Annotated in this window: 26 protein-coding genes; 22 read left to right on the forward strand and 4 right to left on the reverse strand. The window is 46.1% G+C overall.

The annotated features are described in order from the left end of the window. Nucleotides 1-390 precede the first annotated feature (390 nt). The 7 genes from EDM21_RS16905 to bshB2 all read left to right on the forward strand — a co-directional run bounded on the left by EDM21_RS16905 (nucleotide 391) and on the right by bshB2 (nucleotide 8,638). Nucleotides 391-1,203, forward strand: coding sequence for a class I SAM-dependent methyltransferase (locus EDM21_RS16905; RefSeq protein ID WP_157337343.1), 813 nt, complete (start codon nucleotides 391-393; stop codon nucleotides 1,201-1,203). Nucleotides 1,204-1,371: 168 nt separating this feature from the next. Next, nucleotides 1,372-2,304: a manganese-dependent inorganic pyrophosphatase gene (locus EDM21_RS16910; protein WP_157337438.1), complete on the forward strand. Its 933-nt coding sequence runs from the start codon at nucleotides 1,372-1,374 to the stop codon at nucleotides 2,302-2,304. Nucleotides 2,305-2,473: 169 nt separating this feature from the next. Beyond that, the gene (locus EDM21_RS16915) at nucleotides 2,474-3,019 is read left to right on the forward strand and encodes a TetR family transcriptional regulator (RefSeq protein ID WP_166542064.1); all 546 of its coding nucleotides are present in this window, start codon (nucleotides 2,474-2,476) and stop codon (nucleotides 3,017-3,019) included. A gap of 107 nt (nucleotides 3,020-3,126) precedes the next feature. Continuing rightward, complete coding sequence (locus tag EDM21_RS16920) at nucleotides 3,127-4,032, forward strand: hypothetical protein (RefSeq protein ID WP_157337345.1); 906 nt, start codon at nucleotides 3,127-3,129, stop codon at nucleotides 4,030-4,032. Between the two features lie 238 nt (nucleotides 4,033-4,270). Beyond that, nucleotides 4,271-7,396 (forward strand): PAS domain S-box protein, encoded by a 3,126-nt coding sequence (locus tag EDM21_RS16925; RefSeq protein WP_338044004.1) that lies wholly within the window; start codon nucleotides 4,271-4,273, stop codon nucleotides 7,394-7,396. A gap of 222 nt (nucleotides 7,397-7,618) precedes the next feature. Continuing rightward, nucleotides 7,619-7,966 (forward strand): YojF family protein, encoded by a 348-nt coding sequence (locus EDM21_RS16930; RefSeq protein ID WP_157337347.1) that lies wholly within the window; start codon nucleotides 7,619-7,621, stop codon nucleotides 7,964-7,966. A 21-nt stretch (nucleotides 7,967-7,987) separates the two neighbouring features. Then, the gene (gene bshB2, locus EDM21_RS16935) at nucleotides 7,988-8,638 is read left to right on the forward strand and encodes a bacillithiol biosynthesis deacetylase BshB2 (RefSeq protein WP_157337349.1); all 651 of its coding nucleotides are present in this window, start codon (nucleotides 7,988-7,990) and stop codon (nucleotides 8,636-8,638) included. Between the two features lie 247 nt (nucleotides 8,639-8,885). Here the strand turns inward: bshB2 and EDM21_RS16940 are convergent, their stop codons facing one another. Then, nucleotides 8,886-9,302 carry a GNAT family N-acetyltransferase gene (locus EDM21_RS16940; RefSeq protein ID WP_157337351.1) on the reverse strand — a complete coding sequence of 139 codons (417 nt, stop codon included), beginning with the start codon at nucleotides 9,300-9,302 and terminating at the stop codon, nucleotides 8,886-8,888. 179 nt (nucleotides 9,303-9,481) lie between these two features. Between EDM21_RS16940 and EDM21_RS16945 the strand changes: the two genes are divergently transcribed. The 5 genes from EDM21_RS16945 to EDM21_RS16965 all read left to right on the forward strand — a co-directional run bounded on the left by EDM21_RS16945 (nucleotide 9,482) and on the right by EDM21_RS16965 (nucleotide 14,580). Further along, on the forward strand, nucleotides 9,482-9,997 hold the full coding sequence (locus EDM21_RS16945) for an SF0329 family protein (protein WP_157337353.1): 516 nt from the start codon (nucleotides 9,482-9,484) through the stop codon (nucleotides 9,995-9,997). 241 nt (nucleotides 9,998-10,238) lie between these two features. Next, on the forward strand, nucleotides 10,239-11,192 hold the full coding sequence (locus EDM21_RS16950; RefSeq protein ID WP_157337355.1) for a sugar-binding transcriptional regulator: 954 nt from the start codon (nucleotides 10,239-10,241) through the stop codon (nucleotides 11,190-11,192). Nucleotides 11,193-11,222: 30 nt separating this feature from the next. After that, the gene (gene trpB / locus EDM21_RS16955; RefSeq protein WP_235918241.1) at nucleotides 11,223-12,515 is read left to right on the forward strand and encodes a tryptophan synthase subunit beta; all 1,293 of its coding nucleotides are present in this window, start codon (nucleotides 11,223-11,225) and stop codon (nucleotides 12,513-12,515) included. Continuing rightward, nucleotides 12,451-13,281 carry a tryptophan synthase subunit alpha gene (gene trpA / locus EDM21_RS16960; protein WP_235918242.1) on the forward strand — a complete coding sequence of 277 codons (831 nt, stop codon included), beginning with the start codon at nucleotides 12,451-12,453 and terminating at the stop codon, nucleotides 13,279-13,281. Before trpB ends, trpA begins: the two co-directional genes overlap by 65 nt. A 369-nt stretch (nucleotides 13,282-13,650) precedes the next feature. After that, entirely contained in the window at nucleotides 13,651-14,580 is a 930-nt protein-coding gene (locus EDM21_RS16965; protein WP_157337357.1) for a macrolide 2'-phosphotransferase, read from the forward strand. A gap of 165 nt (nucleotides 14,581-14,745) precedes the next feature. Here EDM21_RS16965 and EDM21_RS16970 read toward each other — a convergent pair whose 3' ends face one another. Continuing rightward, nucleotides 14,746-15,510 carry an MBL fold metallo-hydrolase gene (locus EDM21_RS16970; RefSeq protein ID WP_157337359.1) on the reverse strand — a complete coding sequence of 255 codons (765 nt, stop codon included), beginning with the start codon at nucleotides 15,508-15,510 and terminating at the stop codon, nucleotides 14,746-14,748. Between the two features lie 298 nt (nucleotides 15,511-15,808). Between EDM21_RS16970 and EDM21_RS16975 the strand changes: the two genes are divergently transcribed. The 7 genes from EDM21_RS16975 to EDM21_RS17005 all read left to right on the forward strand — a co-directional run bounded on the left by EDM21_RS16975 (nucleotide 15,809) and on the right by EDM21_RS17005 (nucleotide 21,718). After that, nucleotides 15,809-16,240 carry a GNAT family N-acetyltransferase gene (locus EDM21_RS16975; RefSeq protein WP_157337361.1) on the forward strand — a complete coding sequence of 144 codons (432 nt, stop codon included), beginning with the start codon at nucleotides 15,809-15,811 and terminating at the stop codon, nucleotides 16,238-16,240. A 23-nt stretch (nucleotides 16,241-16,263) separates the two neighbouring features. Further along, nucleotides 16,264-16,869: a DUF4241 domain-containing protein gene (locus EDM21_RS16980; RefSeq protein ID WP_157337363.1), complete on the forward strand. Its 606-nt coding sequence runs from the start codon at nucleotides 16,264-16,266 to the stop codon at nucleotides 16,867-16,869. Between the two features lie 37 nt (nucleotides 16,870-16,906). After that, nucleotides 16,907-17,434 (forward strand): GNAT family N-acetyltransferase, encoded by a 528-nt coding sequence (locus EDM21_RS16985; protein WP_157337364.1) that lies wholly within the window; start codon nucleotides 16,907-16,909, stop codon nucleotides 17,432-17,434. A gap of 17 nt (nucleotides 17,435-17,451) precedes the next feature. Further along, a complete protein-coding gene (locus tag EDM21_RS16990) occupies nucleotides 17,452-17,874 on the forward strand; it encodes a GNAT family N-acetyltransferase (RefSeq protein ID WP_157337366.1) in 423 nt (140 codons plus the stop codon). Nucleotides 17,875-18,032: 158 nt separating this feature from the next. Beyond that, nucleotides 18,033-19,388, forward strand: coding sequence for a dihydrolipoyl dehydrogenase family protein (locus EDM21_RS16995; RefSeq protein WP_157337368.1), 1,356 nt, complete (start codon nucleotides 18,033-18,035; stop codon nucleotides 19,386-19,388). A 262-nt stretch (nucleotides 19,389-19,650) separates the two neighbouring features. Beyond that, nucleotides 19,651-19,944 carry a hypothetical protein gene (locus EDM21_RS17000; protein ID WP_068774879.1) on the forward strand — a complete coding sequence of 98 codons (294 nt, stop codon included), beginning with the start codon at nucleotides 19,651-19,653 and terminating at the stop codon, nucleotides 19,942-19,944. Nucleotides 19,945-20,161: 217 nt separating this feature from the next. Further along, nucleotides 20,162-21,718 (forward strand): ABC-F family ATP-binding cassette domain-containing protein, encoded by a 1,557-nt coding sequence (locus EDM21_RS17005; RefSeq protein ID WP_157337369.1) that lies wholly within the window; start codon nucleotides 20,162-20,164, stop codon nucleotides 21,716-21,718. A 111-nt stretch (nucleotides 21,719-21,829) separates the two neighbouring features. Here the strand turns inward: EDM21_RS17005 and EDM21_RS17010 are convergent, their stop codons facing one another. Together EDM21_RS17010 and EDM21_RS17015 are read right to left on the reverse strand one after the other, a co-directional pair. Further along, nucleotides 21,830-22,222, reverse strand: coding sequence for an SET domain-containing protein (locus tag EDM21_RS17010; RefSeq protein ID WP_068774881.1), 393 nt, complete (start codon nucleotides 22,220-22,222; stop codon nucleotides 21,830-21,832). A 126-nt stretch (nucleotides 22,223-22,348) separates the two neighbouring features. Next, nucleotides 22,349-23,332: a glycine-rich domain-containing protein gene (locus EDM21_RS17015; RefSeq protein WP_157337371.1), complete on the reverse strand. Its 984-nt coding sequence runs from the start codon at nucleotides 23,330-23,332 to the stop codon at nucleotides 22,349-22,351. A 299-nt stretch (nucleotides 23,333-23,631) separates the two neighbouring features. Between EDM21_RS17015 and EDM21_RS17020 the strand changes: the two genes are divergently transcribed. The 3 genes from EDM21_RS17020 to pdaA all read left to right on the forward strand — a co-directional run bounded on the left by EDM21_RS17020 (nucleotide 23,632) and on the right by pdaA (nucleotide 25,937). Continuing rightward, nucleotides 23,632-24,417, forward strand: a complete 786-nt coding sequence (locus EDM21_RS17020) for a helix-turn-helix domain-containing protein (protein ID WP_157337373.1) — start codon at nucleotides 23,632-23,634, stop codon at nucleotides 24,415-24,417. Between the two features lie 107 nt (nucleotides 24,418-24,524). Then, entirely contained in the window at nucleotides 24,525-24,935 is a 411-nt protein-coding gene (locus EDM21_RS17025) for a VOC family protein (protein WP_157337375.1), read from the forward strand. 249 nt (nucleotides 24,936-25,184) lie between these two features. After that, a complete protein-coding gene (gene pdaA, locus EDM21_RS17030) occupies nucleotides 25,185-25,937 on the forward strand; it encodes a delta-lactam-biosynthetic de-N-acetylase (protein WP_157337446.1) in 753 nt (250 codons plus the stop codon). Nucleotides 25,938-26,148: the final 211 nt, after the last annotated feature.

Consider the following 26,148-nt stretch of genomic DNA (forward strand, 5'->3'; position numbering starts at 1 on the left):
CATTAGTGTACTCAGTTCTCCAAATACAAGATAACTATATCAATCTGGTATTGAAGAAAGTGTCAAATTAGGATAGCGCTATCATAAAGTTTTTTTGATGAGTTTTGTGCTTATAAGTCTAAATTAGTTGCTTGTTTCGATCTTTTTCGTGTTGGTTCTTGCTTGGTATGAGGTCCTATATGCCTATAATTCAAAAATGTAGAGAAAGCCGGCCAACTGTCCGCTGCATGATCGGCATACGAAGCTGTGCTGAATTTACCGCACCCAATATCTGTTGTTCTTTCGCAAAGAAACCGTTAGAATAGGTTCAATCTACCGCCCGCTTGCATCATCTAATATATACATACTTGATAGAGGGATGAAGGAAACGAAAAATTGGAGGGTTCTGCTTTGGACAAAATCAGAAAATACTACAATCAGTTCGATGAATGGGGAAGGCTTGACCGGGAGCCGGTCGAGTTTATGATCAATTCCCATTTTATCCGCCAGTATCTTCCGGCAGGCGGCCGTATATTGGATAATGGTGCAGGTCCGGGAAAATACGCGATGAAGTTAGCGGAAGCCGGCTATAAGGTCACACTGACAGATTATACACCCCGACTTGTGGAGATAGCGGAGTCAAAAGCCAGAGAACATGGGCTGGAGCCCCGGTTTGACGGTTTCCATACGGTCGATGCCAGAGATCTCGGGATCTTCAGCGATGAAGAGTTTGACGGTGCACTGATGCTAGGTCCGATGTACCACTTGCAGACGGAAGAGGACAGAATCCAGGCCGTATCTGAGCTGCACCGGGTTACAGCCGAGAATGGTATTGTCTTCGTTGCGTTTATGTCCAGAACACGCCATCTCACGACCTCACTCCTGTTTCCTGAAGCGTGGAAGCCGAATCATACGGCTGAAGGACTCGCTCATTTTATGGCTACAGGTATCTTCAATCATAGTGATGAAGGCAGATTTACCGGTGCCTATTATTTCGATATCGAAGCAATCACGCCTTTCATGGAAACACACGGGTTCCAGACGATCAAGCTGATCGGGTCAGGCAGTGTTGCAGGAGTCATGAATGAGCAGCAGTGGGACTACTGGCGATCGCAGGGGGAAGAGGCTTTTCGAAGTCTGTTGGCTATCGTTATGAAAGAGGCGGAGAATCCATATAATCTGGGGAGTTCCTCTCATTTGCTTTATATCGGTAAAAGAGTTTAAGATAAGAAACGGCATATATAATAACATTTTATTAGACCTGAATTCTCATATTTCTTCTATTCTCTGTAAAAGGATTGGAATAAGGAGGATTTAGCGATATAATCAAAATAAGTAAGATCCTTCTTGAAGGCATTCTTCTAAAATCAGAATAATTAAGGGAGTAAGATGATGGAGAAAACACTTATTTTCGGGCATAAGAACCCCGACACGGACACCATTTGTTCTGCAATCGCATATGCGGATCTCAAAACACAATTAGGTCACAACGTTGAAGCTGTCCGTCTGGGCAATATCAGCGGCGAAACTCAATTTGCACTCGACACATTCAAGGCAGAAGCCCCCCGCCTGGTCGAGACGGTAGCAAATGAAGTGAACACGGTTATTCTGGTTGACCACAACGAACGTCAGCAAAGCGTTAGTGACATCGACCAAGTCCGCGTAGCGGAAGTCATTGACCATCACCGTATCGCGAATTTTGAAACGAGCGGCCCCCTGTACTACCGTGCAGAGCCTGTCGGTTGTACCGCCACAATTCTTAATAAAATGTACAAGGAGAATGGCAAATCAGTTCCGAAGAATATTGCCGGACTTATGCTGTCTGCCATCATTTCCGATTCACTTCTGCTCAAATCCCCAACCTGCACAGACGAAGATGTCGCTGCAGCCCGTGAGCTGGCTGATATCGCAGGTGTTAATCTGGAGAGCTATGGTCTCGATATGCTGAAAGCGGGAGCAGACCTCAGTGACAAGTCTATCGCCGAGCTGGTATCCCTGGACGCCAAAGAATTCAAGATGGGCGAATACAAAGTCGAAATCGCACAAGTGAACGCGGTAGACACGAACGATGTGCTTTCCCGTCAGGCAGAGCTTGAAACCGCTCTTAACTCGATTATCGAGAGCAAGGGACTGGATCTGTTCGTATTCGTCGTAACGGATATCCTTAACAACGATTCCATCGGTCTGGCACTGGGCCGTGTATCCAAAGCTGTCGAGCAGGCATACAACGTGACGCTGGTTGACAACAAAGCGGTTCTTAAAGGTGTTGTATCCCGCAAATCGCAAATCGTTCCAGTTTTAACCGATACTTTGAACAAATTTTAATACGAACGGACAGTCCCATGGACTCCCGGATAAGGAAAGGCTGCCTGCGGTTTAACCGCATAGGCAGTCTTTTTGCTGTTGTTTGCAAACGTGGAGAGGAGCCTATTGACAAGATAGCACTCAACAATTAATATTTATTTATTGATTAATAAATAAGGAGGCTGAAGACGTGGTAGTCCGCGAAGACCGCAAAGAACAGATCATAGACAAAGCCGTGGCGATATTCGCGGAAAAAGGATATTATAAAGCGACAACGGCTTTAGTAGCCAGAGCGGCGGGTGTGACCCAGCCGTATGTGTTTCATTTTTTTGCGAATAAAGAAGAGCTTTTCAAGGCAGTGATAGACAAATCCATCCATCGCATTTATGAGGGCTTCATGAAAGCGGAAGGGTCTGGTGAGCAGGTCCTGGAGAAGATGGCAGCGGCCTTTGATGAAATTATGGCGAGTAACCGCGACGAGATTGTCATGGTGATGCAGGCTCACGCGATTTCAGAACCCGTCATCCGTGAACATGTCCGGGAGAAATTCCGCCTTATTCACGAAACCATCGTGTCCAACTTCGAGAAGGGGGGAGTGCCCGATGCCAGGATTGCAGCAAGCCAGTTCCTCGCCACAGGTCTGCTCCTTACAGTGGCAGAGGTACTCCAGCTGCCCGAAATTTTATGCTTGCCCGATATTTCCGAATACAGCGCGAACTTAACAAACCGAACGTAAAACCAGGGATTAAAGAAAGCAGCTCCACGCTGCTTATTCTTTTACAAAATTATTTATTGATTGATAAATAAATAATTATTATGATGATTGAAAGGAATGATTGTACAATGATGAATCCTCAAGTGATTCCAAGCCAAATTAGAGTAAAAACACTTTTCAGGGGTGAAAAAACGCTGCTCCTTCTCAGTCTCACCGGGTTTATTCTGGCAGCCCTTATGGCCCTTTACATCGCTCTGTTCGGAGCGGAGGTTCTTCCTGAAGGGAATGTAGAGAGTGCATTCTCCTTTAATGCGGCTATTGCCATGTTCGTCCTCTCAGTCGCTGCGATCCTCCCGTTAACGGGATGGACAGAGCGGAAGCGCAGACGGTTTCGTTTCGTTTTTACAGCGGGCATAGCGTTCTGCTATGGGGCGGAGACCATTCAGCATTTACGCGGGATTAACCCCCGTTTTACCGAAGCGGGTAACGTATGGGATCGAATAACCGGTATGCTGTTCGGTTTAGATTCCTTGCTCCTTATCGTGCTTACCGTTATGCTGGCAGTGCCCTTCTGGCGCAAAAGCAAGAGCAAGAGCCGGACGGAGGGAGGACCGCTGCTTGCACTCAGCATCAGGTATGCTTTCCTGTCTGTTTTCTTGGCATATGCAGGCGGGATATGGATGATTATCGAGGAAAGCCGCTATACAGGAGATTCCGGTAATCTGATTTTCCTGCATGGACTCGGCTTTCATGCCCTCCAGAGCCTGCCGCTTATCGGCTGGCTGCTGACGAGTGCCGGCAGCAATATCAGGCATGGACGCTTGGTTGTACACACAGGAGGCCTGGCTTGGCTGCTGGCCATCCTTGCTCTGACATTCCAAACGGCACTAGGCCGGACCGTGCTGGAGCTGACTGCACTCCCGCTGACAGCACTGGCCATGCTGCAAATATGGGGCTGTGCTGCAGTCTTTGCTGCTGCGGTTCTTTATTCTTCCAGACAAGAATACCCGGCTGCATCCGGCAAGCAAATATAACGAGAATCTGATAGACGGTGCTGCTTCCTTCGGGAGGCGGCGCCGTTTATCTATTTTCCACAAAATAAAATGATATTTACGCTAGAAGACCGTTCTTAATGCTGACTATATTGTTATAATAGGGACAATGGATGACATCGATGTTCTTCTCGCAGCGGGGCCATGCTTATTCGTAAGCAGGACGTGGAAGGAGAAGGGCTTGAAGCCCGCAATGCCGGGTTATATAAGGAGGCTTTTTGTGATTAACCCTTTACATAGCAATCGTATGATCAGTGAACCGATGTTTCGTTCGGCGGTGAGCGGCTTAGCCCTCGTATCCCCGGATAGCGGGGTCTGGTTAAGAGTGAATCCCGCACTATGCGCCATGCTTGGATTTACGGAGGCCGAGATAGCGGAACGCACGGAACAAGACCTCTCCTACCTTCAAGACGGAGAGCTGATCAAGTATGATGAAATTTATAAGCAGCTGATGCAGAACCCCGGCGGGAGTTTTCAAATCGACAAAAGATACAGGCATAAAAACGGCCATCCGGTCTGGATGTCTGTAGAGGTATCTTTGCTAGGAGATCCTCAGGATGTTCAAACCGCGCCCTTTCTGTATCAGCAAATGACGGATATTACCAGAACGAAGACGGCAGAGCAGCGGGTTCAGGAGTTCGAGTATCTGGAGCTCGTTATGTCCACCAGCCTCCAGGATGTCGTTTCGATCAGTACACCCGATGGTACGATTCTCTATATATCCCCTTCCGTTCAAGCACTGCTCGGGTATTCGCCCGAAGAGATGGTCGGATCTTACCGGGGGAATTTCTATCATGCGGATGATGCGGCACAGATGCGTTTGCCCAATAAATTATATTCGGAAAAAGATGTGTTTACGCGGCGTGTAAGACACAAGAATGGTCATTTCATCTGGCTTGAAACCGCATTTCAAGTTATAAGGGACAGCACAGGTAAAGAGGAAAAAGTTCTTTCTATCGGCCGGAATGTCACGGAAAGAATCAAATACGAGACCCGCATGGCGGAAGCGCAGCGAATAGCTAACATTGGATCCTGGGATTGGGACATAGCGGCATCCAAACTTTCTTTTTCGGAAGAAATGAGACGGATCTTCGGTTATCAGATTCCGGCGGAAGATGTTAATACCGATTTGTTTAAGAAGTGCATTCATCCCGATGATCTGGAGAAAGTGATTGTCAGTATCGAGGAAGCTGTGCTCAAGGGGAAATCCTACGAACTCGAATACCGCATTATTCTGCCGGATTTCTCCATACGGACGATTAACGGTTTCTGGGATGTAAGCCTGAACGATGCCGGTCAGCCCATCCTCGTGGTAGGTTTGGTGCAGGACGTAACAGAGCGCAGGCAGATGGAAGAACGGCTGAGAGAAAGCGAGAAAAATTATCGGCTGATCTCGGAATACTCCATTGATTTTATATCTCGTCATGATTCTGATGAACAGGCTACTTTCCAGTTTGTATCCCCCATATGTCTCACCATGCTCGGGTACGAGCAGGAGGAAATGATCGGAACTGCGGGACTGGGTTACATTCATCCGCAAGATGTTGACAGAGTGAGGAAGTACCTCGAGGATAATCTGAATGAAGAAGTTGCGAAGACGGTTACGTTCCAATTCAGGCGTAAGGACGGGACTTATGTCTGGTTTGAAACGACCAGTCGTTATACGTATGATGAGCATGGTCATGTTGAAGCTATTATTGCCATTTCAAGAGATGTCACCGAACGGAAGCGTTATATCGAGCAAATTGAAAAATTAAGCTATGAGCATGCACTTATTTTAAATTCCGCATCTGAGGGGATCTTTGGTGTTGATCTTGAAGGGAATGCCATGTTTATTAATCCGGCAGGCGCAGCCATGCTTGGCTATGCGACAGAGGAGCTGATTGGCAGCCTGCTTCTAAGCAAGATTCAGCAAACAAAATCGGATGGAACCTATTATAAAGCGGGCCATTCTCCTATCCAGCGTGCGATTTCCCAAGGAATCTCAATCAGTAACCGGGAAGGCGTATTCTGGAGAAAAGACGGATCGAGCTTTTTGGCTGAATACCAGGCAACGCCTCTTTTCGACAAAGGGGATAGAAAAGGGGTCGTGGTCGTCTTCCACGATGTGACCAACGAGAAAGAAATTATACGGGCCAAGGAAGCCGCAGAACAGGCTGACCGGGCCAAATCTGAATTTCTAGCAATTATGAGCCATGAGCTGAGGACACCTATGAATGGAATCATGGGTATGACCGGTCTGCTGATGGAAACGGATTTGACGGAGGAGCAGCATAGCTATGCCGATATCATTCGGATCAGCAGTGATGCCCTGCTGCATATTTTGAATGAAATTTTAGATTTCAGCAAAATCGAGGCAGGCAAAATGGATCTCACCCTGAAACCGGTCGATGTCCGGTCTACTATAGAACATGTGCTGGATTTATTCACAACCAAAGCCAAGGAAAAAAATATCAGTCTGTCTGCAGAAGTATCCGCGGATCTTCCTGTATATGTAGTAACAGATGAATCGAGGCTGCGCCAGATTCTGATCAATCTGATAAGCAATGCGGTAAAATTTACGGAGAAGGGGAGCATAACCGTAGTTGTAGAGCGAGTGGGGGACCGGAAGCAGGATATGCTTCTGCAGTTTGCGGTCAAGGATACGGGAATAGGTGTCCCTGACAATAAGAAGGCGTTGTTATTTCAGTCTTTCTCGCAGCTGCACCCTGCCATTAACCGTAAATATGGAGGAACGGGTCTGGGGCTGTCTATCAGCAAAAAAATCGTCGAATTAATGGGCGGTGAAATCGGGATGGAGAGTCAGGAGGGAATTGGATCGAATTTTCATTTCTTTTTACCCGTACAATCTCCTGGAAGTACTTCTAATCTTAGCTTGGATGAAACTCTGCCCCCTGTATATGCAGAGCAGAGCGATAGTGCGATTACTTTTCTTAACCAAGCACCGCTGAACGTTCTGATCGTCGATGATAACCAGGTGAACCGCCAGCTTCTGCATACGATTCTAGCCAAAATGGGGCTGGATGCAGATAGTGCTTGCAATGGACTTGAGGCGGTGGAGGCGGTTACTACCGGTTCCTATGATTTGGTATTCATGGATGTCCAAATGCCGGTTATGGACGGTTTTGAAGCGGCGGAAGCTATCAATCAGCGGTTAGACGAGGCGAAGCGGCCCGTTATTGTAGCTGTAACCGCTTTTGCCAGAGAAGAAGACAGAGCGGCTTGTCTAAACAGAGGGATGCAGGACTTTATCAGCAAACCCGTGCATGTCGCGGAAGTGGAACGTGTGCTGCGGACATGGGTGAATCCTGCACAGCAGGTAACCAAAGAAAGCGGGCCGGAATAAAATAGCAGCGAGCTGGAAACCTAAAGACGGGTTTCTAAGCGAATGGGAACGGGCCTCGGTTAGTGGAGGCTCGTTTTCATTTGCAGGAAAGCCGAAAGTCGGAGAGAGCAGAACTTTTGTCGCGGGATTATTCTGGAGTTTGTGAACTGAACGAGGATCGACTATAATAAAATAGATTAGACGCTTACGTTTAGTAATTGTGATACAATTGGAGGAGAGCTTATGCAGCTTATAGATCAGGCCGGAGTTCAGCACATTCTTGATCGGCTCAAGGGCCAGGACTTATATATTCACCTGGAAATGACGAATGGTGCGTATGCTGCGCATATGGATAAATCGAGGCATACGGCATCTACTTTTATAAAGAATGCAGAGATCCGATACAACGAAGGGTCCATTGCGGGAAAAGGCCCTTACCGGGTCGGATTGAAGCTGGAACAGGGCGGCTGGGTCTACTCGGAAGGACTTACACACTGGGAAGATTCGGAGACGGAGAGACTCGTTATGGCAGGGCATGACAAAGAAGGCAGACTTGTCGTTGCACTCCAGCTGAGCCGGGAACCATTTTAATAGAAAAGAAGGTGTACGCACATGGAACGACATATACTTGTAATACTGCCCCACCCCGATGATGAGGCATTCAGCAGCTCGGGTACTTTGGCATCTCATATCCACAAGGGGACGCCCGTAACATACGCTTGCCTGACTCTTGGAGAGATGGGGCGTAATATGGGCAGCCCATTGTTTGCCAACCGGGTTACTCTGCCGACGATCCGCCGGGTAGAGCTCGAGGAATCCTGCCGTGCTATAGGCATTGAGGATCTTCGCATGCTGGGCTTTCATGACAAAACCATTGAGTTCGATCAGACGCGGTTGACGCAGAAAGTCGAAGAGCTCCTGGAGGAACTAAAACCTTCACTTGTCATCACCTTCTATCCGGGTTACAGCGTACATCCGGACCATGATGCGACTGGAGCAGCTGTAATTAGGGCTATCGGGAAGCTGCCCGCGGCGGATCGCCCCGTTATTCACTGCATTGCTTTCTCCAAAGGCTGCGAGAATGAGATCGGCAAGCCGGATATTATTAATGATGTTAAAGAGTATACGGAGCACAAAATCCGCTCGGTGCAGGCTCATAAATCCCAATTCTCACTCGGTCAGATGGTAACCGGCAAATCGGTCGATGATCCTGCAGTGCGTCAGCGGCTGGGGACGGAACAGTTCTGGACTTACCGGATGTAAAAGGTTGCCGTATAAAGAATATTTGCAAAGAAACAGTTCTGGCATAGCCCGAGCTGTTTTTTTGTATTTTAATATGTCGAGGGAGATGCCTAAATAAAGGAATTGGAAAAAGATCAGCGAATAGTGGGAGAGGGTCGATTGGCTAAATTACTTTTTCCTGAACTGAAGGGAGAACCTGTGAGAAAATATGTAGAAATAGGGTATAGAAATACCTTGAAATCCATTTTAGGATTCTCGGTCGTATAAGTCAGCCCAAATCTCGGTTCAACCAGTACATTCCAGGAGCAACGGAACTACGCTGCATAAACCCGAATTTTTTGTAAAATTCAGCCTTTCCTTGTGCACAACACAGTTGTACGGAGACTATATGATGATTTTTACATTGGAGCAGCAGAGCTTTGAGTACGGAGCTTCCTATTCCTTGCTTCTGATAACCGGGGTGAACAATGAGATCACAGATAAAGGATTGAAAAACGCCATCTGAAAGAACTCGGCCGAAACCGACTAAATCTTGATGATGATAAGCTGACACGGTAAACCAACTAGTTGATACCGCTTCATAAATTTTACTCTCACTTAGTTGAATAATTCCGTCCCAACCCGTCGTTTGAAACAATTGATAGAGCTCGGTTTTATGGGGAAGATGAGGAACGAATGTAATCATAACCAACACCTGCTTCTAAGAAATTTTAATTAGTTAATAATACATATTTGTGTATAAATATTCAATATCTTCAGAAGGGGGGATTAGTAATCTCAAGTACTAAACCTGTATTTTATTAAAAGTGATTGTATGTCGATATGATTACTAAACGCTGTTCGTGAAGGTTGGGTGCATATTCTATGCAGTGGAGTAAAATGAAAATGCGGATGGAGTCCCGATTATGTGACTCATTAAAAGGGAGAATTCAGTATAACAGCACTCGTTATCGGGGTAGTCATGATCAAGTAGGGAGAGCCTGGATAACTTTTGATCATGTAATTCTGCATGATTTTTGTACGACGAAAAGAAGTTATAAGTATAATTCTTCAGCTAATTCCATACAGAAGGAAAATCATTGTCTTGACTGGAACGATCCTCTTCAACAAAAAGGGTATTATCAAGCTTATAAACTTGCAGATGAAGAGTTGCGCAGTCAGGGTTATTATAATCAGTATCAATTTTACGATGCTATTGAGGAATTTCTGAATTTGCCAATAAACAGAGCCGTAACTTCTGAGAATGCTCTGATAAGATCGTTTGCTTATGTAGATAAACGGGTTGGAAAAAGAACTTTGTTAAGCATAAAAGAAGATAAAGATAGGAGGGTCATGAAGTTTCTTACAATAAGAAAGAAGGCGGAGGGCATTCATTTTTAAAGCAAAAATTTCGGGGGATCCTTCGCTTGGAACTTTTTCCGATTAGGATAGCGATTGGATTATCATCATATTGCTTAAGCTTCTCCTCTTCTATAAGAATAGGTGGAAGCTTATTTTATTTTTCATTGAAAAGCTAAGAAGATAGTTGAAACGCACAGGTAAATGTTGTATATTCAATTCAAGAACATAAGTGTAACTAATGTACATATGTACATATCTAAATAGGAGGATCGTGAACTGTATGCCAGAAAAGAATCGGGATCGCCTCCGTTTGTTGGTCAAACTCTGCCAGCTTTATTATGAAGACGGGCTGAATCAATTGGACATTGCCAAGCGTCTGGGGATTTCCAGGCCGCATGTTAGCCGGATGTTAACTGCAGCCAAGAATGAAGGCATTGTGCGCATTTCGATTCAAAATCCGTTTTCTGCAGAGCAGGAACTTGAGAAATTAATTATTAAGAAATTCGGCATCCAGGATGCACTGGTCGTCGATTCATCCGACACTCATGCTTCCCGGCTGCATACTTTACTAGGTCGTGCGAGCGCTCCCTTGTTAGAATCCGTGTTGAAAGACGGCGATATCGTAGGGGTTATGGCAGGACGGACGATAAGGCATGTTGCCGAGGAATTGGATTATTTCCCAGTGGACGGACTACATTTTGTTCCCCTGGTAGGGGGTTGGGGGTCCGATGGTGAATCGTGTCATGCGAACTCCAACGCTACAGCGTTCGCCAACAAATTAAAAGCAAAATATTCGATTATTCACGCACCCGCAGTGGTAGCCAGTGAGGAAACAGGGCTGCTTTTACGTGAAGAACCGGAGATTGCCAAGGTTCTAAAGCTGGCCCGGAACTGCCGTGTAGCGATTGTCAGTATTGGTGAAATGAGTGAACAAGCAACCATGGTGACCTCCGGAAGTTTCAGGCCGGATGAAGTCATGGATTTGCAAGAACGAGGCGCGGTTGCCAATTTATGCGCTTCCTTTTTGGATCGGGATGGACAGGAAATTTCTTTTCCCGGGAGCAACAGGATGATCGGCATGACAACACGGGAACTTCGCGGTATACCGGCGGTTATAGGGATCGCAGGCGGTACCGGGAAAATCGAGGCCGTGACAGCAGCTTTACGCGGCAAATGGGTCGATATTCTGGTAACCGATACGGTTGTGGCGCGCGAGATCGTTTCATCCTCATAGATCAAACAATGGAGAAGGAGAGGCGTTTATATGTCAGACAAGAATGAGGCAGTGCAGTCTATCCCTGCCGCAGCCCGTACGATGGCAACGGAGAATGGCTACTACGGGGATTACGGCGGTATGTTTATACCCGAAATATTAGTTCCTGCTTTTGAAGAGATCAAGGAGCAGTTCCAAGCGATTCAGCAGGATGATTCATTCTGGCAGCAATATTGTACGCTGCTGGCAGGTTATTCCGGGCGGCCTACGCCGCTCACTTATGCGGATAGGCTGACCGAGTATTTTGGCCGTGCGCAAATTTATATTAAGCGTGAAGATCTCAATCATACGGGAGCCCACAAATTGAATAATGCGCTGGGCCAAGCCCTGCTTGCCAAGAAGATGGGCAAAACGAGGGTTATTGCAGAGACCGGAGCAGGACAGCACGGGGTGGCTACCGCTACGGCTGCGGCCAAGTTGGGGCTATCGGCGACGATTTATATGGGACGCGAGGATATGGAGCGGCAATATGCGAACGTCTTTTGGATGAAAAGATTAGGGGCTGAGGTCGTAGCGGTCGATTACGGTTCTCAGACCTTAAAAGATGCGATAAATGAAACGCTGAGAGATTGGGTGTCCAGCTTTGAAACCACTCACTACATTCTGGGAACGGCTTCGGGCGCGCATCCCTTTCCTGCGATTGTGTCGTATTTTCAGTCCGTGATCGGGATTGAAGCCAGGGAGCAGATCTTGCGTGCGGCTGACCGGCTGCCGGCTCGTGTTTATGCTTGTGTGGGCGGTGGCTCCAATGCACTAGGCGTCTTCCAGGCCTTCTATACGGATGAAGATGTGACACTAATTGGTGTCGAGGCCGGCGGACAGGGAAAAGAATCCGGCAGGCACGCTTCACGCATTGCGTATGGAGAAGGAAAGCCGGGCGTAGCTCAAGGCTATAAAACTCTTTTCCTGCAAAATAACGACGGGCAGATGAACGATACATTCAGCATCGCGGCCGGTTTGGATTACGTGGGTGTGTCGCCGATATTGGCTGATTTGGCCCAGCGCGGCAGGGTTCAGTTCTCAGCTGCGACTGATACTGAGGTGATTGAAGCGCTGAAGATCGTTATGAAAACCGAAGGACTCATTCCTGCGTTGGAATCCACACATGCATTTGCGGGAGCTTTTCAAGACATTGCCGAATCCTCCAAAACGGATATTATCATGATTAATATGTCTGGACGCGGCGACAAAGATATCTTTAATATAGCGGAGGGATTGAATGATGAGGAATGGAAAGCCTTTATCCATCGAAAAAACAGACAATTTGAAACTCAGTCTCGCTGACCGGGTTATTAAAAAACGGTCCCAGAATCCGTTGCAGATGATGACGCATCAGATTCTTGGTTATCCCGACTTTGATACTAATTACGAGATGATTCGTTTGTTTCATGAAAATGGCGTTGAACTTGTGGAGCTTCAGCTGCCTTTCTCTGAGCCTATCGCCGATGGCCCGGTATTCTTACAAGCTAATCAAGCTTCTCTCATAAACGGAACCACAACCCAGCAGTGCATGAATTTTGCCAGGCGAGTGGCTTCGGAATTTCCCGATATGATCTTCTTGTTTATGACCTACTACAATGTTATCTTTCAATACGGAATAGACCGATTTGTCAAAGAATGTGCGGATATCGGCATTGAAGGCCTGATTGTACCGGATGCTTATCCGGAGGAGAGCAGTCCGTTCATGGAGGCTTGCAGCAAGTACAAGGTAGCCCCGATTCAGATCGCGACACCGTATACGACTGACAGCCGGCTTGCTTATTTATCAGAACAAACGCAAGGCTTTATATACTGTGCTGCACGCAAAGGAGTAACCGGGGCGAAAACTTCATTCGGTACGGAGACGGAGGGATTTCTGAACCGCGTTCGTAATGCCTCTACAATACCGATTGCAGTCGGATTTGGCATCCAGAGCGGCGAGGATTTACAATTCCTGCAAGGAAAATGCGATATTGCTATCATCGGAACACAACTGCTCAAAGTGCTGGAGCAAGAGGGGCTGAGCGGCGTCAGCCAGTATTTAAAATTTATGTCTGCTTTCAAGGGATAAGCGTAACGTATGCGGGAGCCGTTTTGAGGTTGCAGGCCTAAACCGGCCATGCTAGAATAGTAGTACTTGAAGAGAACGGAGGGTTACGTGTGATAGATTATTCCCGATTGAGAAAGTCATGCAGCTAATTGCCGCTTGCTTAAGCTCTGTCTGTGCAGAGTAATCGGGTTTGGTATGTCTATCCACGGATACCCCTAATGATTCATAGGCTTATAAGTAAAGAGCTTGCCCGGATAATACGGAAGCTTTCGTTTACTTTTATTCGCTTATGATACGATTTATGGGACGGTCCTTTTCCGATTACGAGAACACAGGCAGCAGCATGTCTGTGTTTTTTAATTTGTTTTTAGAAGAGGAGTGTGTGGGTCAATGACAAATTTTCCCTCGAACGGACATCAAACGACGATACAAGCCATGTTAGCCTCAGCTAATGTGCATGGACTGAAACTAAGCCCCGAGAATGTAGAACTGAACGAATCGGGGATGGATTTCCTCGTCGTATTCGCTGCGGATGCCGCTGGTACCGTTTGGGTGCTGCGCAAGCCAAGACGCGCCGATGTATGGGAACGTGCAGAAAACGAGCACAAGGTCCTGAAGTTAGTGAGGCAGTATGTGCCGATTGAGGTGCCGGACTGGCGTATTTTCACTCCGGAGCTTATCGCTTATCTGCTTGTAAAAGGGAATCCTGTAGCGACTGTCGATCCGGCGGGCGGCGGTTATTCCTGGTTGTACGAACAGCATTCGCTGAACCATATTTTCTTCGATTCGCTTGCGGAAGCTTTATCGGGTCTGCATGGCGTTGATCATAAAACTGCTGTTGAAGCGGGCATTCGTATCAAGACTCCTCAGGAAGCCCGACAGGCTTTTGCCGACAATATTGCAGAGGTCAAGAGCGAGTTTACAATTCCGGCTAAGCTGTATGAGCGGTGGACGGCATGGTTGTCAACAGATTCCTATTGGCCCGGGCACTCGGTGCTGAACCACGGTGATCTGCATCCTCCCCATATCCTTGTGGATGAGACCCATCGTGTAACGGGATTTCTGGATTGGACGGAGGCGGAAATCGCCGATCCGGGTAAAGACTTTGTCATTTACTTTGCTTTGTTTGGCGAGGAAGGGCTGCGCGACTTGTTAGAACGCTACGAGAAAGCAGGGGGGAAAGTATGGCCGCGTATGCACGAGCATATTGCGGAGCAGTGGGCTGCTTATCCGGCGATTGTAGCTAAGTTTGCTCTTGTTACCGGAACAGAAAGCAATATGGAGATGGCAAGAGGTATGCTGGCTAACTGGAATGTATAAGGCTGTTTTGCTGATGCTCAGCGGAATGGTAAGCGTTAGTGGTTAATTCATAAGTAACATGCAAACAGGCTCAATGTGGCCTGCACCCTCTTACTAGAGTTAACTGGCAATGAAGGTGCGGGTCATTTAAGCCTGTTTATGATTATGAAGGACGATAGAAGACAACTAGGTGCCTGAGTCAGCTGATTTTTCTGCTAATTCCGCTATACGTTTATTGCAATCCCGATCATACAGGCCTCCATGGAAACAAATCACCTGACGGATATCGTAGTTCAAGAATTGCTGTATGGATGTGTTAGCTAATTCGAAGTCATGACAATATAGAGGGTCCGGGGCAGCTAATTCACCCTGATCCACGATTAGAGCGTCAGCGGCAATAAGAGTTCTGCTCGGCTTGTGATACAGACTAAGATGCCCGGGAGTGTGTCCGGGTGTGTGGATGATAATAATCCCGCCGCAGACCGGAAGCTCCTCCTCGTTAGCGACGGTTGTATGTACATGAGCTTTGGGGGGATTCTCAAGGGTATGTTTGAATGCTGACTTCCACTCATCCGGAACTCCTTCCGGCAAAGAGTTTACGGCTTCGGCTATCGCATCGGGAGTTAGTTTTAACAGCCTTTGGTCCCCTTGTATATAAGGTTGATCCATTGCGCTTGCGATGACTTCGACGTCTGGAAATTGTTCTGTAATAGCAGGTAAACTGCCGATATGGTCCAAATCCTGATGCGAAATGATGACTTTGCTCAGTCTCTCCATGGATAAACCCGTGCTTGCTATTGCATGAGAGAGTAGAGGAAATTGTCCGGGGTAGGCCGTATCTACTAATACCAGCTCGTTGCGGTCCCACATAATCGTGGGGTGAATCGTTTCGGTTCTACCCATGACTTCCGCAGTAATGCTAAGCATTCTAATTCCTTGCTCCTGGGGCATGACAGGTCCTCCTCTAGGTAACTTACATCTCGTGATAAGGTTTCTTGAATTCACAAGATTATAGTACCAAATAACCGGAGGATATCAATATGGGAAAACCTATATTATAACATAAAAATAAATTTTTGTAAATAGAGTATTCGTGAACATTATATGTATTTTTCAAAAGAATGATAAGGGAATTAAGAATAATTCCCAAAAATATAGTGCTATAATAATGAATTAGAAGTAAAGTCTTAACTCAACGAAAGGGCTAGTACGGCTGATACATAAATTATTTCATCTATGGGGACTTGGTATGATTCGAATTCGTCCGTATGACCGAAAAGATCTGAATGAAATGACCGCTTTGATGACCGATCTGGGCTCGCCTACATCAGTAGAAGACATGCAGAAGCGAATGGAATTAATAGAATTGAATCCGTATTTTTATACATTTGTAGCGGTCCTGGACGATAAAGTAGTCGGAATGATCGGAGTGCGCCTTAATCTTACCTATACGAGTAATCTGCTTAAAACTCAAATCGCCTCTCTCGTAACGAAAAAGGAATACCAGGGGCAGGGCATTGGGCGAGCGCTCCTTGATTTTATTGAGGATTGGGCGCAACAACAAGGGTCGAAATTTATATATCTGATAAGTGGAACATCGGAAGAGCGACATAACGCCCATACATTTTATAAAAAAAGAGGTTTTGATATCACGGGATATAGATTCGTCAAGAAATTCTGAGACTAAGGGAGGGCGTAACAGATATGACAAAATTATTAGATCAATTATCCGATTCTGCTGATGGAGTGCTCCGTTCTGAAATAATTGATCACTTAAAAATTACTTCGGGTAAAGTGGTTGCCTGCGACCCGCTGCTTGCTCAAGCCAGCCCGTTTGGAAAGACGATTCAGCCGGGCACCTATCCGGTTGCTATATGGCGGCATACCGCAGAAGAACGGATCGCCGTTGCCGAACTGAAGTTATCCGATTCGAAGCCGGTTCGCTGGGAAATGGCTGTAAAGCCAGGTCAGAACTTAAGCGAGTTGGAGGAAGGAAGCCTATACGGTTATCCTGTGGATACGGGGCTGGGCTGCTTCGCGGATGAGGAAGCGATTCTTAAGCTGGACGAACTAGAAGCTACATTAATGCGGGAGCTCGGGGAAGAATTTATCAGCCTCTACGATAACCTGATTGATGATGTGTTGACTGAGCATGACGACGACTGGGGTTCCCTTATCGTTGATGAGGACTCTGCGCTCAATGTAATTATGTTTAGATCCGGATACGGTGACGGGTATTATGCTTCTTACTGGGGAATCGATGGCGATGGGCAAATTGTATCGCTGGTGACTGATTTTAATATATTGTAAGAATTCCGTATGGCGCGGACTAGTAAGGAGAAAACAGATGATTACCTATCAATTCATGACGGTAGATCAAGCCTGCAAACTTAAAGAAATTGATCGCTCGGAAGCGATTGATCTTATTTACGAAATGCGTGATGGCAAGCTCAGCACCATAGAAGCTAACCACGAGTGCCCAAGCTGGACTCATGATATGTTGATCGAGCTTGAAAATAGATTTCGCTTTGAGCTGGAACATGGCGGTATGGCTGTAGGAGCATTTGACGGAGACACGCTGGTAGGGTTTGGTGTACTCGCTCATAAATTCCGGGGCGCTAAACAAGATCAGCTTCAAGTGGATTTAATGTATGTATCAAGGAAATATAGAAGACAGGGAATCGGGACCCGAATTATGAAGGAGATCAGTACGGAAGCGCAGAAAAAAGGTGCGAAGTATCTTTATATCTCTTCTACAGAAACCCGATCAGCTGTTTCATTTTATAGAAGTAATGGAAGTGAAATCACAGATACGGTGGATGAGGAGCTTTTTGTCAAAGAACCACTTGATATTCATATGATTAAGAAGCTATAGCTACTGCGAGGGATTAGATGAAGCTGATGGTTAGATCCGGTAGGATCGAAGAGGTAGAGATCATAGCAAGTAGAGATCCGGGTGTTCAGAGAAGAATACTGGAATGGAAGCTGAATAACGGGGAAATTATAGTGGCCGAGAATCATACAGGAGTAGTCGGTTACTTGAGATTAGAGTATCTATGGTCCAAATATCCCTATATAGGTCTTATTAAGGTTGACAATGAGCTGCGCAATCAAGGAATTGGGAGAGCTCTGTTAGGTTTTGCAGAAGAAGAATTTCGCGGTAAAGGAATTGACGTTCTCTATAGCTCGTCTCAAGTAAATGAAGCAGAGCCTCAGGAGTGGCACCGGAGAATGGGGTTTCAGGAGTGCGGGATTATTAACGGGATTAATGAAGGGGGAATCGGAGAAGTATTTTTTGCTAAGCGTCTCCTTTAGAAGGTCTGAGACCCTATTAGAGTCATCCGGAACCACTGGGAAACCAGTGGTTTTTCTTATGGGCGGAGCAAATGGAAATTCGTCCAAGTTTGGCAGTCTGCTCTGCAGGTTAATTTATATAGATATTCATGAAAGATTTCATGTAAGGAGTGGACACGATGACAACTGAACACAATTATGATCTTATTGTAATCGGTACAGGTTCCGGAGCATCCTCCGCGGCCTCTATGTGTAATAAAGCAGGCTGGAAAGTAGCTATGGTCGACTCCCGTCCCTTTGGAGGGACTTGTGCACTTAGAGGATGTGATCCCAAAAAAGTATTAGTCGGAGCAGCCGAAATTATAGAACGGGCCCAGCGGATGAAAGGAAAAGGGATCAGCGGAGAATTTTCGATTAATTGGCCGGATTTGATGGCATTTAAACGGACTTTTACGGAGCAAATGCCTGAAAGCAGTGAAAAGAGGTTTAAGGAACAAGGGATCCATACGTTTCACGGCAAAGCTTCTTTTGTCAGTGAAGACCGGATTCAAGTTGGTGAGAATATCCTCCATGGCCGCAAGTTCTTAATTGCAGCCGGGGCCAAGCCCGCTCCTCTTCCGATCGATGGCGCCGAACATTTGACCTATAGTGACGGCTTCATGGAACTGGATGACCTGCCGAAGAAGCTCGTATTTATCGGCGGCGGTTATATTTCATTTGAATTCGCGCACATTGCAGCAAGAGCGGGCGCTGAAGTGCATATCATTCATAGAAGCGAGAGACCTCTTGCCGGCTTTGATCCCGAACTGGTTGATGTACTCCTTCAAAAATCGGAGGAAATCGCTATCCGTCTCCATTTGAATACGGATGTGAAATCGGTCGAGAAGAAAGGCTCCGGCTATCTTGTCAAAGGGATTCGTAACGGGCAGACGGAGCAATGGGAATGCGGCTTAGTTGTTCATGGAGCCGGGAGGATTCCGGATCTGGACGGTTTGGATCTCGATAAGGGGAAGGTCGAGCGGGATAAAAAAGGAGTTGTGGTCAACGAGTACCTTCAAAGTACCTCTAATCCCAACGTTTATGCTGCCGGAGATGCCGCATCGACGGACGGTCTTCCTCTAACCCCTGTGGCGAGTATGGAATCACAGGCCGCAGGGAAGAACCTGTTGAACGGCAATGAGGAGGTACCGGATTATAAGGTAATGCCTACTGTTGTGTTCACCATTCCCAAGCTGGCTTCTGTCGGACTATCCGAGCACCAAGCTAAAGAACTCGGGCGTCCGGTTACCATTAACAAAATGGACACTTCCGAATGGTACACATATAGACGGACGAATGAGAAGCATACGATGGCAAAAGTGATTATCGATAAAGAGAGCGGGAAGATACTAGGTGCACATTTAATCAGTGATGAAGCGGATGAGCTGATTAACCATTTTGCCGCGGCTATTCAGTTTAATTTAACGGTTCAAGATCTTAAGAAAATGAAAACCGCTTACCCTACTCCGGTTTCCGATTTGGGCTACATGCTGTAACCAGGAAACTAAGGAATAACGGCTCTGCCCGCATAGAATGCGGACAGAGCTTTTTTTACAGGCAGAACGGCAAAAAGGAGTCATGACAAATTTCCTTCATTTTATGAATGAAGCGATTTCACAGAACAAGCCTCTGTATTTAGAGTTGAATTTCGAATTGGGTTGTGAGTAGAATAAGGGTATTAAATACAGATCCAATTATCCGCAGCATGTCTCCATCCTTTGCAAGTCAAGTTCATCACGATGAGAGGGGCACTTTGAAATGGAATGGAACTTTTTATTTCGTGTAGATCATCTGAATCAGAAGGGGGAAGAAAGAAACTTAAAGGGATTGGTATTCACAGAAGGTAAAAATCCCCCGTCCGTTAACGATATTCAGTCTTTCCTGAAGGAATGCGGCTTCAACGTTAAAGTGAAGGATATGAACCAACTGATTTTTATTGACGACAACCCGCAAGACCCTGTACAAATCCGTATCGTGAAAATGGGCAATGAGCAAGCGGAGCACCATGATGCGGAACTGCGCTATTTATTGGAGCAATTCCGGCGCACCTAGCGAAATTTTGCAATCGTGCCAGATACACATCTATTCAGGATAAGCCAGTATTTTCCCGAGCGGATAAATACTGGCTTTTATTAGGATGAGAACAGCGCCGCATACCGCCGAACATTTTGATTGATTTGTGTTATAATTTTGTTTCTCACGTTGAGTTGTTCCCCCTGTAACGCTTATAATAAAACGAGTAAAAAGTATAAAAGAAAAGGTGTCATTCATGAGCATATTAAATGTAGAAAGACTGAGCCACGGCTTTGGAGACCGCGCTATCTTCAATGACGTATCCTTCCGCCTGCTCAAAGGCGAGCATATCGGACTGATTGGCGCTAACGGAGAAGGCAAGTCCACCTTCATGAACATCATTACGGGCAAACTTCAGCCGGATGACGGCAAGATCGAGTGGTCCAAACGTATGCGCGTCGGGTATCTGGACCAGCATGCGGTGCTGAGCAAAGGCATGACCATCCGCGATGTCCTCAGAGGAGCCTTCCAATACTTGTTCGATATGGAACAAGAGATGAACGATATGTACGCCAAAATGGGCGATGTAACTCCGGAGGAGCTTGAGCAGCTGCTGGAGGATGTCGGCACGATTCAAGATACGTTAACGAATCAAGACTTCTATATGATCGATGCCAAGATCGAAGAAACCGCACGCGGCCTCGGTCTCACCGATATCGGTCTGGATAAGGATGTTAACGATCTTAGCGGCGGACAGCGGACAAAGGTGCTGCTGGCGAAGCTGCTGCTTGAGAAGCCCGACATTCTGCTCCTCGATGAGCCGACGAACTACCTGGATGAACAGCATATCGAGTGGCTGAGACGCTACCTCCAGGAGTACGAGAATGCGTTCATTCTCATCTCACACGATATTCCTTTCCTTAATAGCGTGATCAACCTGATTTATCATATGGAAAATCAGGAGCTGAACCGCTATGTCGGCGATTATGACTATTTCCAGCAGGTTCATGAAATGAAGAAACAGCAGCTGGAATCGGCTTTTAAGCGCCAGCAGCAGGAAATTGCGGATCTGAAAGACTTCGTAGCAAGGAACAAAGCAAGTGTTGCCACGCGCAACATGGCCATGTCCAGACAGAAGAAGCTCGACAAGATGGATGTGATTGAGCTTGCTAAGGAAAAGCCGAAGCCTCAGTTCAATTTCAAAGATGCCAGAACTTCCGGCAAGATGATTTTTGAGGCAAAGGATCTCGTGATCGGTTATGAAGAGCCGTTATCCAGAGCCCTTAACCTGCGCATGGAGCGGGGGCAGAAAATCGCGCTTGTGGGTGCTAACGGCATTGGTAAGACGACTTTGCTCAAGAGTATCCTGGGTGAGATCAAGGCTTTGTCCGGTTCCGTACAGCTCGGGGAGAATTTGAGCATCGGTTATTTTGAACAGGAAATGAAAGAGGCCAATTATAATACATGCATCGAAGAAGTGTGGAAAGAGTTCCCGTCCTATTCACAGTTTGAAGTGCGCGCGGCATTAGCCAAATGCGGGTTGACGACTAAGCATATCGAGAGCAAAATCGCTGTACTCAGCGGCGGTGAGAAGGCGAAAGTCCGTCTGTGCAAACTGATCAACAACGAAACGAATCTGCTCGTGCTTGATGAGCCGACCAACCACTTGGATGTAGATGCCAAAGACGAGCTCAAACGTGCTCTTAAAGCATACAAGGGCAGTATCCTACTGATTTCTCACGAACCCGATTTTTATCGCGATGTCGTTACAGAAACATGGAACTGCGAATCCTGGACAACGAAAGTATTCTAATGAAGTTCTGCAAGCCTGTCTGGCCTAACCGGCTGGATGGGCTTTTTGTTAACGAAAAAAGCACGACTACCTTGTCCTTGCGGGACATTGGCAGTCATGCTTACCAAGTTCTTATTTGGTTTCTTCATAATCTTCGTAGAACCATAAGGGATCGTCGCAATCCTCTTCGCCATTGTAGTTGATAAGAATCTCATCACCTGCGGCTATATCCGTGTATGCAAAAAAGTCTACGGTATGGTTGTCGAAATTAAGATCATAAGTGGCGTTAGGGGTGTAGGAGTGATTAAACAACATCCCGTAACCTAACAACAGGGCCGTATGGTTAGCTCCATATTCGAACATGTAATCTGCGAGCAAAGTCTTTTCTATATGAACATGCTGTTCATTCGGGTAGGGAATGACAGGCGCTTCATGAATCAGCTCCCCTTTGGCAATATCCCGTGTTGCAAAAACCCCTCGGTTGAACTCGCCATCGCTAAGCTTGGATGCCTTTATTTCAATCATGTTTGTCTCCTATGCGTTCATTAGTTTTATAAGTCTGTGTTCCATTAAAGGATACCGGTCAAAATAATTATTATATCTTACCGTTATTATTTTGGCAAGAAGAGGTCCGATTATACAACTGCTGGTCTAGTCTCCGCCGCCGCATCCACTTCCGCAGCTGCTGCTGCACGAAGACCCGCTGCAACTGTTCGACGAACAGCTTGACTTGTCGTAATCGTCACCACCTGAACTGCAGGATGAAGCTGCTGTACAATTTGAAGCGCCGTCTTTGCGATTCGGACTTTCGGCGGGGGCCATTTGTTCCGCAAAGTTTGTAGGATTATGAATGGAGAAAAACACGGCGGAAGCAAGCAGTATTTCCGTATGGTTGTCATTCATTTTTGTTTTTTTATCGGAAAATTGTTGAACGGATAAGTTTGTCCTATACTTTAAAGAACTTCTTAGGAAATCAATCAGTTTACGTGCCTCAGGTAAATGCTCGTAAGTCCGGGCATTAAATCTGCTTTGCGGCTGGAGCATTAGGTTGTCATTTCGATATAAATGCAATTCTTCCCGGGGAAGGGGGTTCCTGAAGAAGACTCCCCAGATCGCCTCACTGTAGGGATTCCATCCAAACATTTCGACATAGACAAGATCGAACCAGGCCCGTTCATCGGGCTGTGGTTTGGATGGTTCACCGCTGGGTGAATGATGCAGCATTTGTCCGAGAAACTTAGTCGAAAACCGCTGGTACTCCTGCGTGTACATCAACATCTCATGCCAGATTTCATCGACGGCGCTGCTGAACATGGGGACCTGCTTCAGGACTGCGCACATCATAAAAAAACGCTTCAGTTCCAGCCAGCGCCATTCGTGCTCGCGTTCCGAAATGCCAGAGTGTTCACTCAGTACCCGATTTTTGATAGCATTGGCCCAGTCCATAGGAATAGCGTCTTCGAGCTTGATGGCTAATTCGTAAGAAGCATTCCCGGGTTCGGCAAGAGCCGGGACAGGAGGAGCATTGCGCAAACGATGGGGTAATAATTTACGTTTTTTACGCTTGAAGATGTTCTTAAGGACTATAATTCCGGCAATACCAATCAGGATGAAGAAAATAACTCCGAAACTCATTTAGGATTCCCCTTTTACGAAAAGATGCAAAATTAAGCGGTGTACCGTGATCTGTAAGAATATTATATGTTAACATTATATGGAACGCCCCGCAAGAAAGGAATAGTCAGTTCTTTAATGAAGGAGCCGATTAAATCGGGATTCAAACGGGTGACTTTGTACGATTTTAAAGATGTTATGGTTTTCACTTCATGAAAATTATGGTAATATAAATGGGAACGTTTGATCTGGTTTTGAGGACGCCGTATGGAATGCCAATGTTTGATTCGTGAGGTGCTCACTTGAAAGGTGAAGGGATAATGACCGATCTGCATACAGAAATAGACGAGGTGATCGCCTATATTCATCGGCATATAGATGAACCGCTTCCACTCAACAGATTAGCCCGTTTCGCCGCTTACAGCCCATACCACTTTGCCCGTATTTTCAAAGAGAAGATCGGGCTAACCCCACACTATTACATATCGTCACTCCGCCTGCAAAAAGCAAAAGACTTATTGCTACGCACAAATTTAACTATACGTGATATCGGACTTGAAATCGGTCAGCAAAGCCTGGGGACATTCACGACCCGATTTACGGAAAGGGTAGGCGTAACGCCTTCACTTTTCCGGAACTCCGTACAACAAGCGGACAGTCATTTACGCTGCCTGCAAAGTCTTTCGGATTGGACAACATCTGACTGTCAGATAAATCCGAATGCTAGAATTGAAGGTACCGTACAGGCGACCGTCCCGTTTGAAGGCTTTATTCTAATCGGCTTATTCGCCAAACCCATTCCAGAGGGAGTTCCGCTTCATGGAACCTTGCTCTCGTCTTTAGGTGAATTCAGTTTTACCGACGTTAAACCCGGAACTTATTATTTGATGGCTACATCGGTCTCCTGGGAGATGGAAGCCGTTGATTTTCTTCTTCCCTACCGGACACTGCGTACCCGTTCCAAAGAGCCCATCACGGTGACTGCGCATGCTCCGGTTGCCCATCAGGAAGTGACGCTTCACGTTCCGCGATTAGACGATCCTCCTATCCTGATCTCGCTGCCTCTGCTGATGAATAATTTTCTTAATAAAATTAAACAAAAATAAGCAGGGGCGTGGATCGCATTCATTTCAATCAGCAATCGAAGCGAACCGCTCTTTCATGAGCAAGTTAGGATCAAAGTGTAATAAGGATACGAGAGGATGGATAAAACATGGCTAAGTTTTTTAATTATATTTTTTCGGAGAATGCTGTGGTTCAAGCGGAATTTTATACACGAGCACTCGGGGGCGAGATCTTATCGGTCATGACTCACGGACAGCTTCCGGGGGCGAAAGAAGAACTGAAAGACAAAGTGCTTAACTTAAGTTTTGTGGCGGCGGGAGTTAACTTTTTAATATGCGATAGCATAGGGGAACCGGTAGTTCAAGGGAACGCGATAAACCTGTGCCTGGAGTATAGGACGGAAAGCGAAGCCCATGAAGCTTTTGACAAGTTATCGGAAGACGGGAACGTCCAGCATCCGCTGCAGCCGGCATTCTGGGGATCTTTATTCGGTCAGGTTGAGGATAAATTTGGTGTAAAATGGATGGTTACCACTGAGGCAGCCGAGAACTCTCAATAGACATAACGGTTGACGGATCCCCGACATCGACCAGCAGTTATGCAGATTTCTGGGCCATAGCCTACTAAGCCGTTTACGACCGGTATGTAATACACCCTGGACGGATGAGCCATCACAGATTTTCTGTGATGGTTTTTTGGTGAGGAGTAGAATGTTATCACGTCTTTGGAGGCATATTACCAGTAAAATCAATACTTGTTGATTGAAGGAGGAATTTGTGTGAAACGCTTGGTGACGTTTTTGGCTGTAATGATGTTGACCGTATCCCTGTTTTCTATGACGGCTGGGGCATCACAAAGAGATCAGCCTCATCATTTCGGATTCAAGAAGAGTAAAAAGGGGGAGCTGCCTTCTATTAATGAAGAAGGATTTAAGGAGCTCCTCCAGAAACACGAAGCGATCTTCCTAGGCGATACCAGGCAAAAAGAACTCTATCTTACCTTTGACAACGGTTATGAGAATGGTTATACGGTCAAAGTATTGGATATTCTTAAGGAAAAAAAGGTTCCAGCCGCTTTTTTTATCACGGGGCATTACGTCGAAGACCAGCCGGAGCTAGTGAAGCGGATGGTGAATGAAGGGCACATTATAGGGAATCATTCCTGGAGTCATCCGGATATGACCCGGATTTCTGACGAGAAAATAAAAACGGAGTTAGAGAAATTGAAGGAACAGGTGACAAGTTTAACGGGTCAGAAAACCATGAATTATATGAGACCACCTAGAGGGATATTTAGTGAACGGATGTTGTCGGTCAGCAAAGACCTCGGCTATATCAATGTCTATTGGTCAGTTGCGTATAAAGATTGGGATGTTAAAGATCAAAAAGGCGGGGACTACGCCTATGAGAAAGTGACCGCTCAACTTCATCCCGGTGCTGTCATTCTGCTCCATTCCGTATCGAAGGATAACACGGAAGCTCTGGGTAAAATTATTGATTATGCACACAAGCATGGATATGAATTCAAAAGTCTGGATAAATTATCCTTCAAAAGTTATTAAATTAAAAGTAATAAATTCCCTCTATTTTAACGGCCATTTGCGGCAGCAAGTGGCTATTTTTTATTGAATAATAGGGGGATGATACAAATAATATCTTAATATAATTTTGTTGACTCTTTAATGTAACATTTGGTATCTTTATATTACAATTGCACAATTCTACTAAATATTACATTTTGTCGATAATAATGGATGCTGAATCACGATGGAG

Source organism: Paenibacillus lutrae, from assembly GCF_009757775.1.
In the GTDB taxonomy this organism is placed as follows: Bacteria; Bacillota; Bacilli; order Paenibacillales; family NBRC-103111; genus Paenibacillus_F; species Paenibacillus_F lutrae.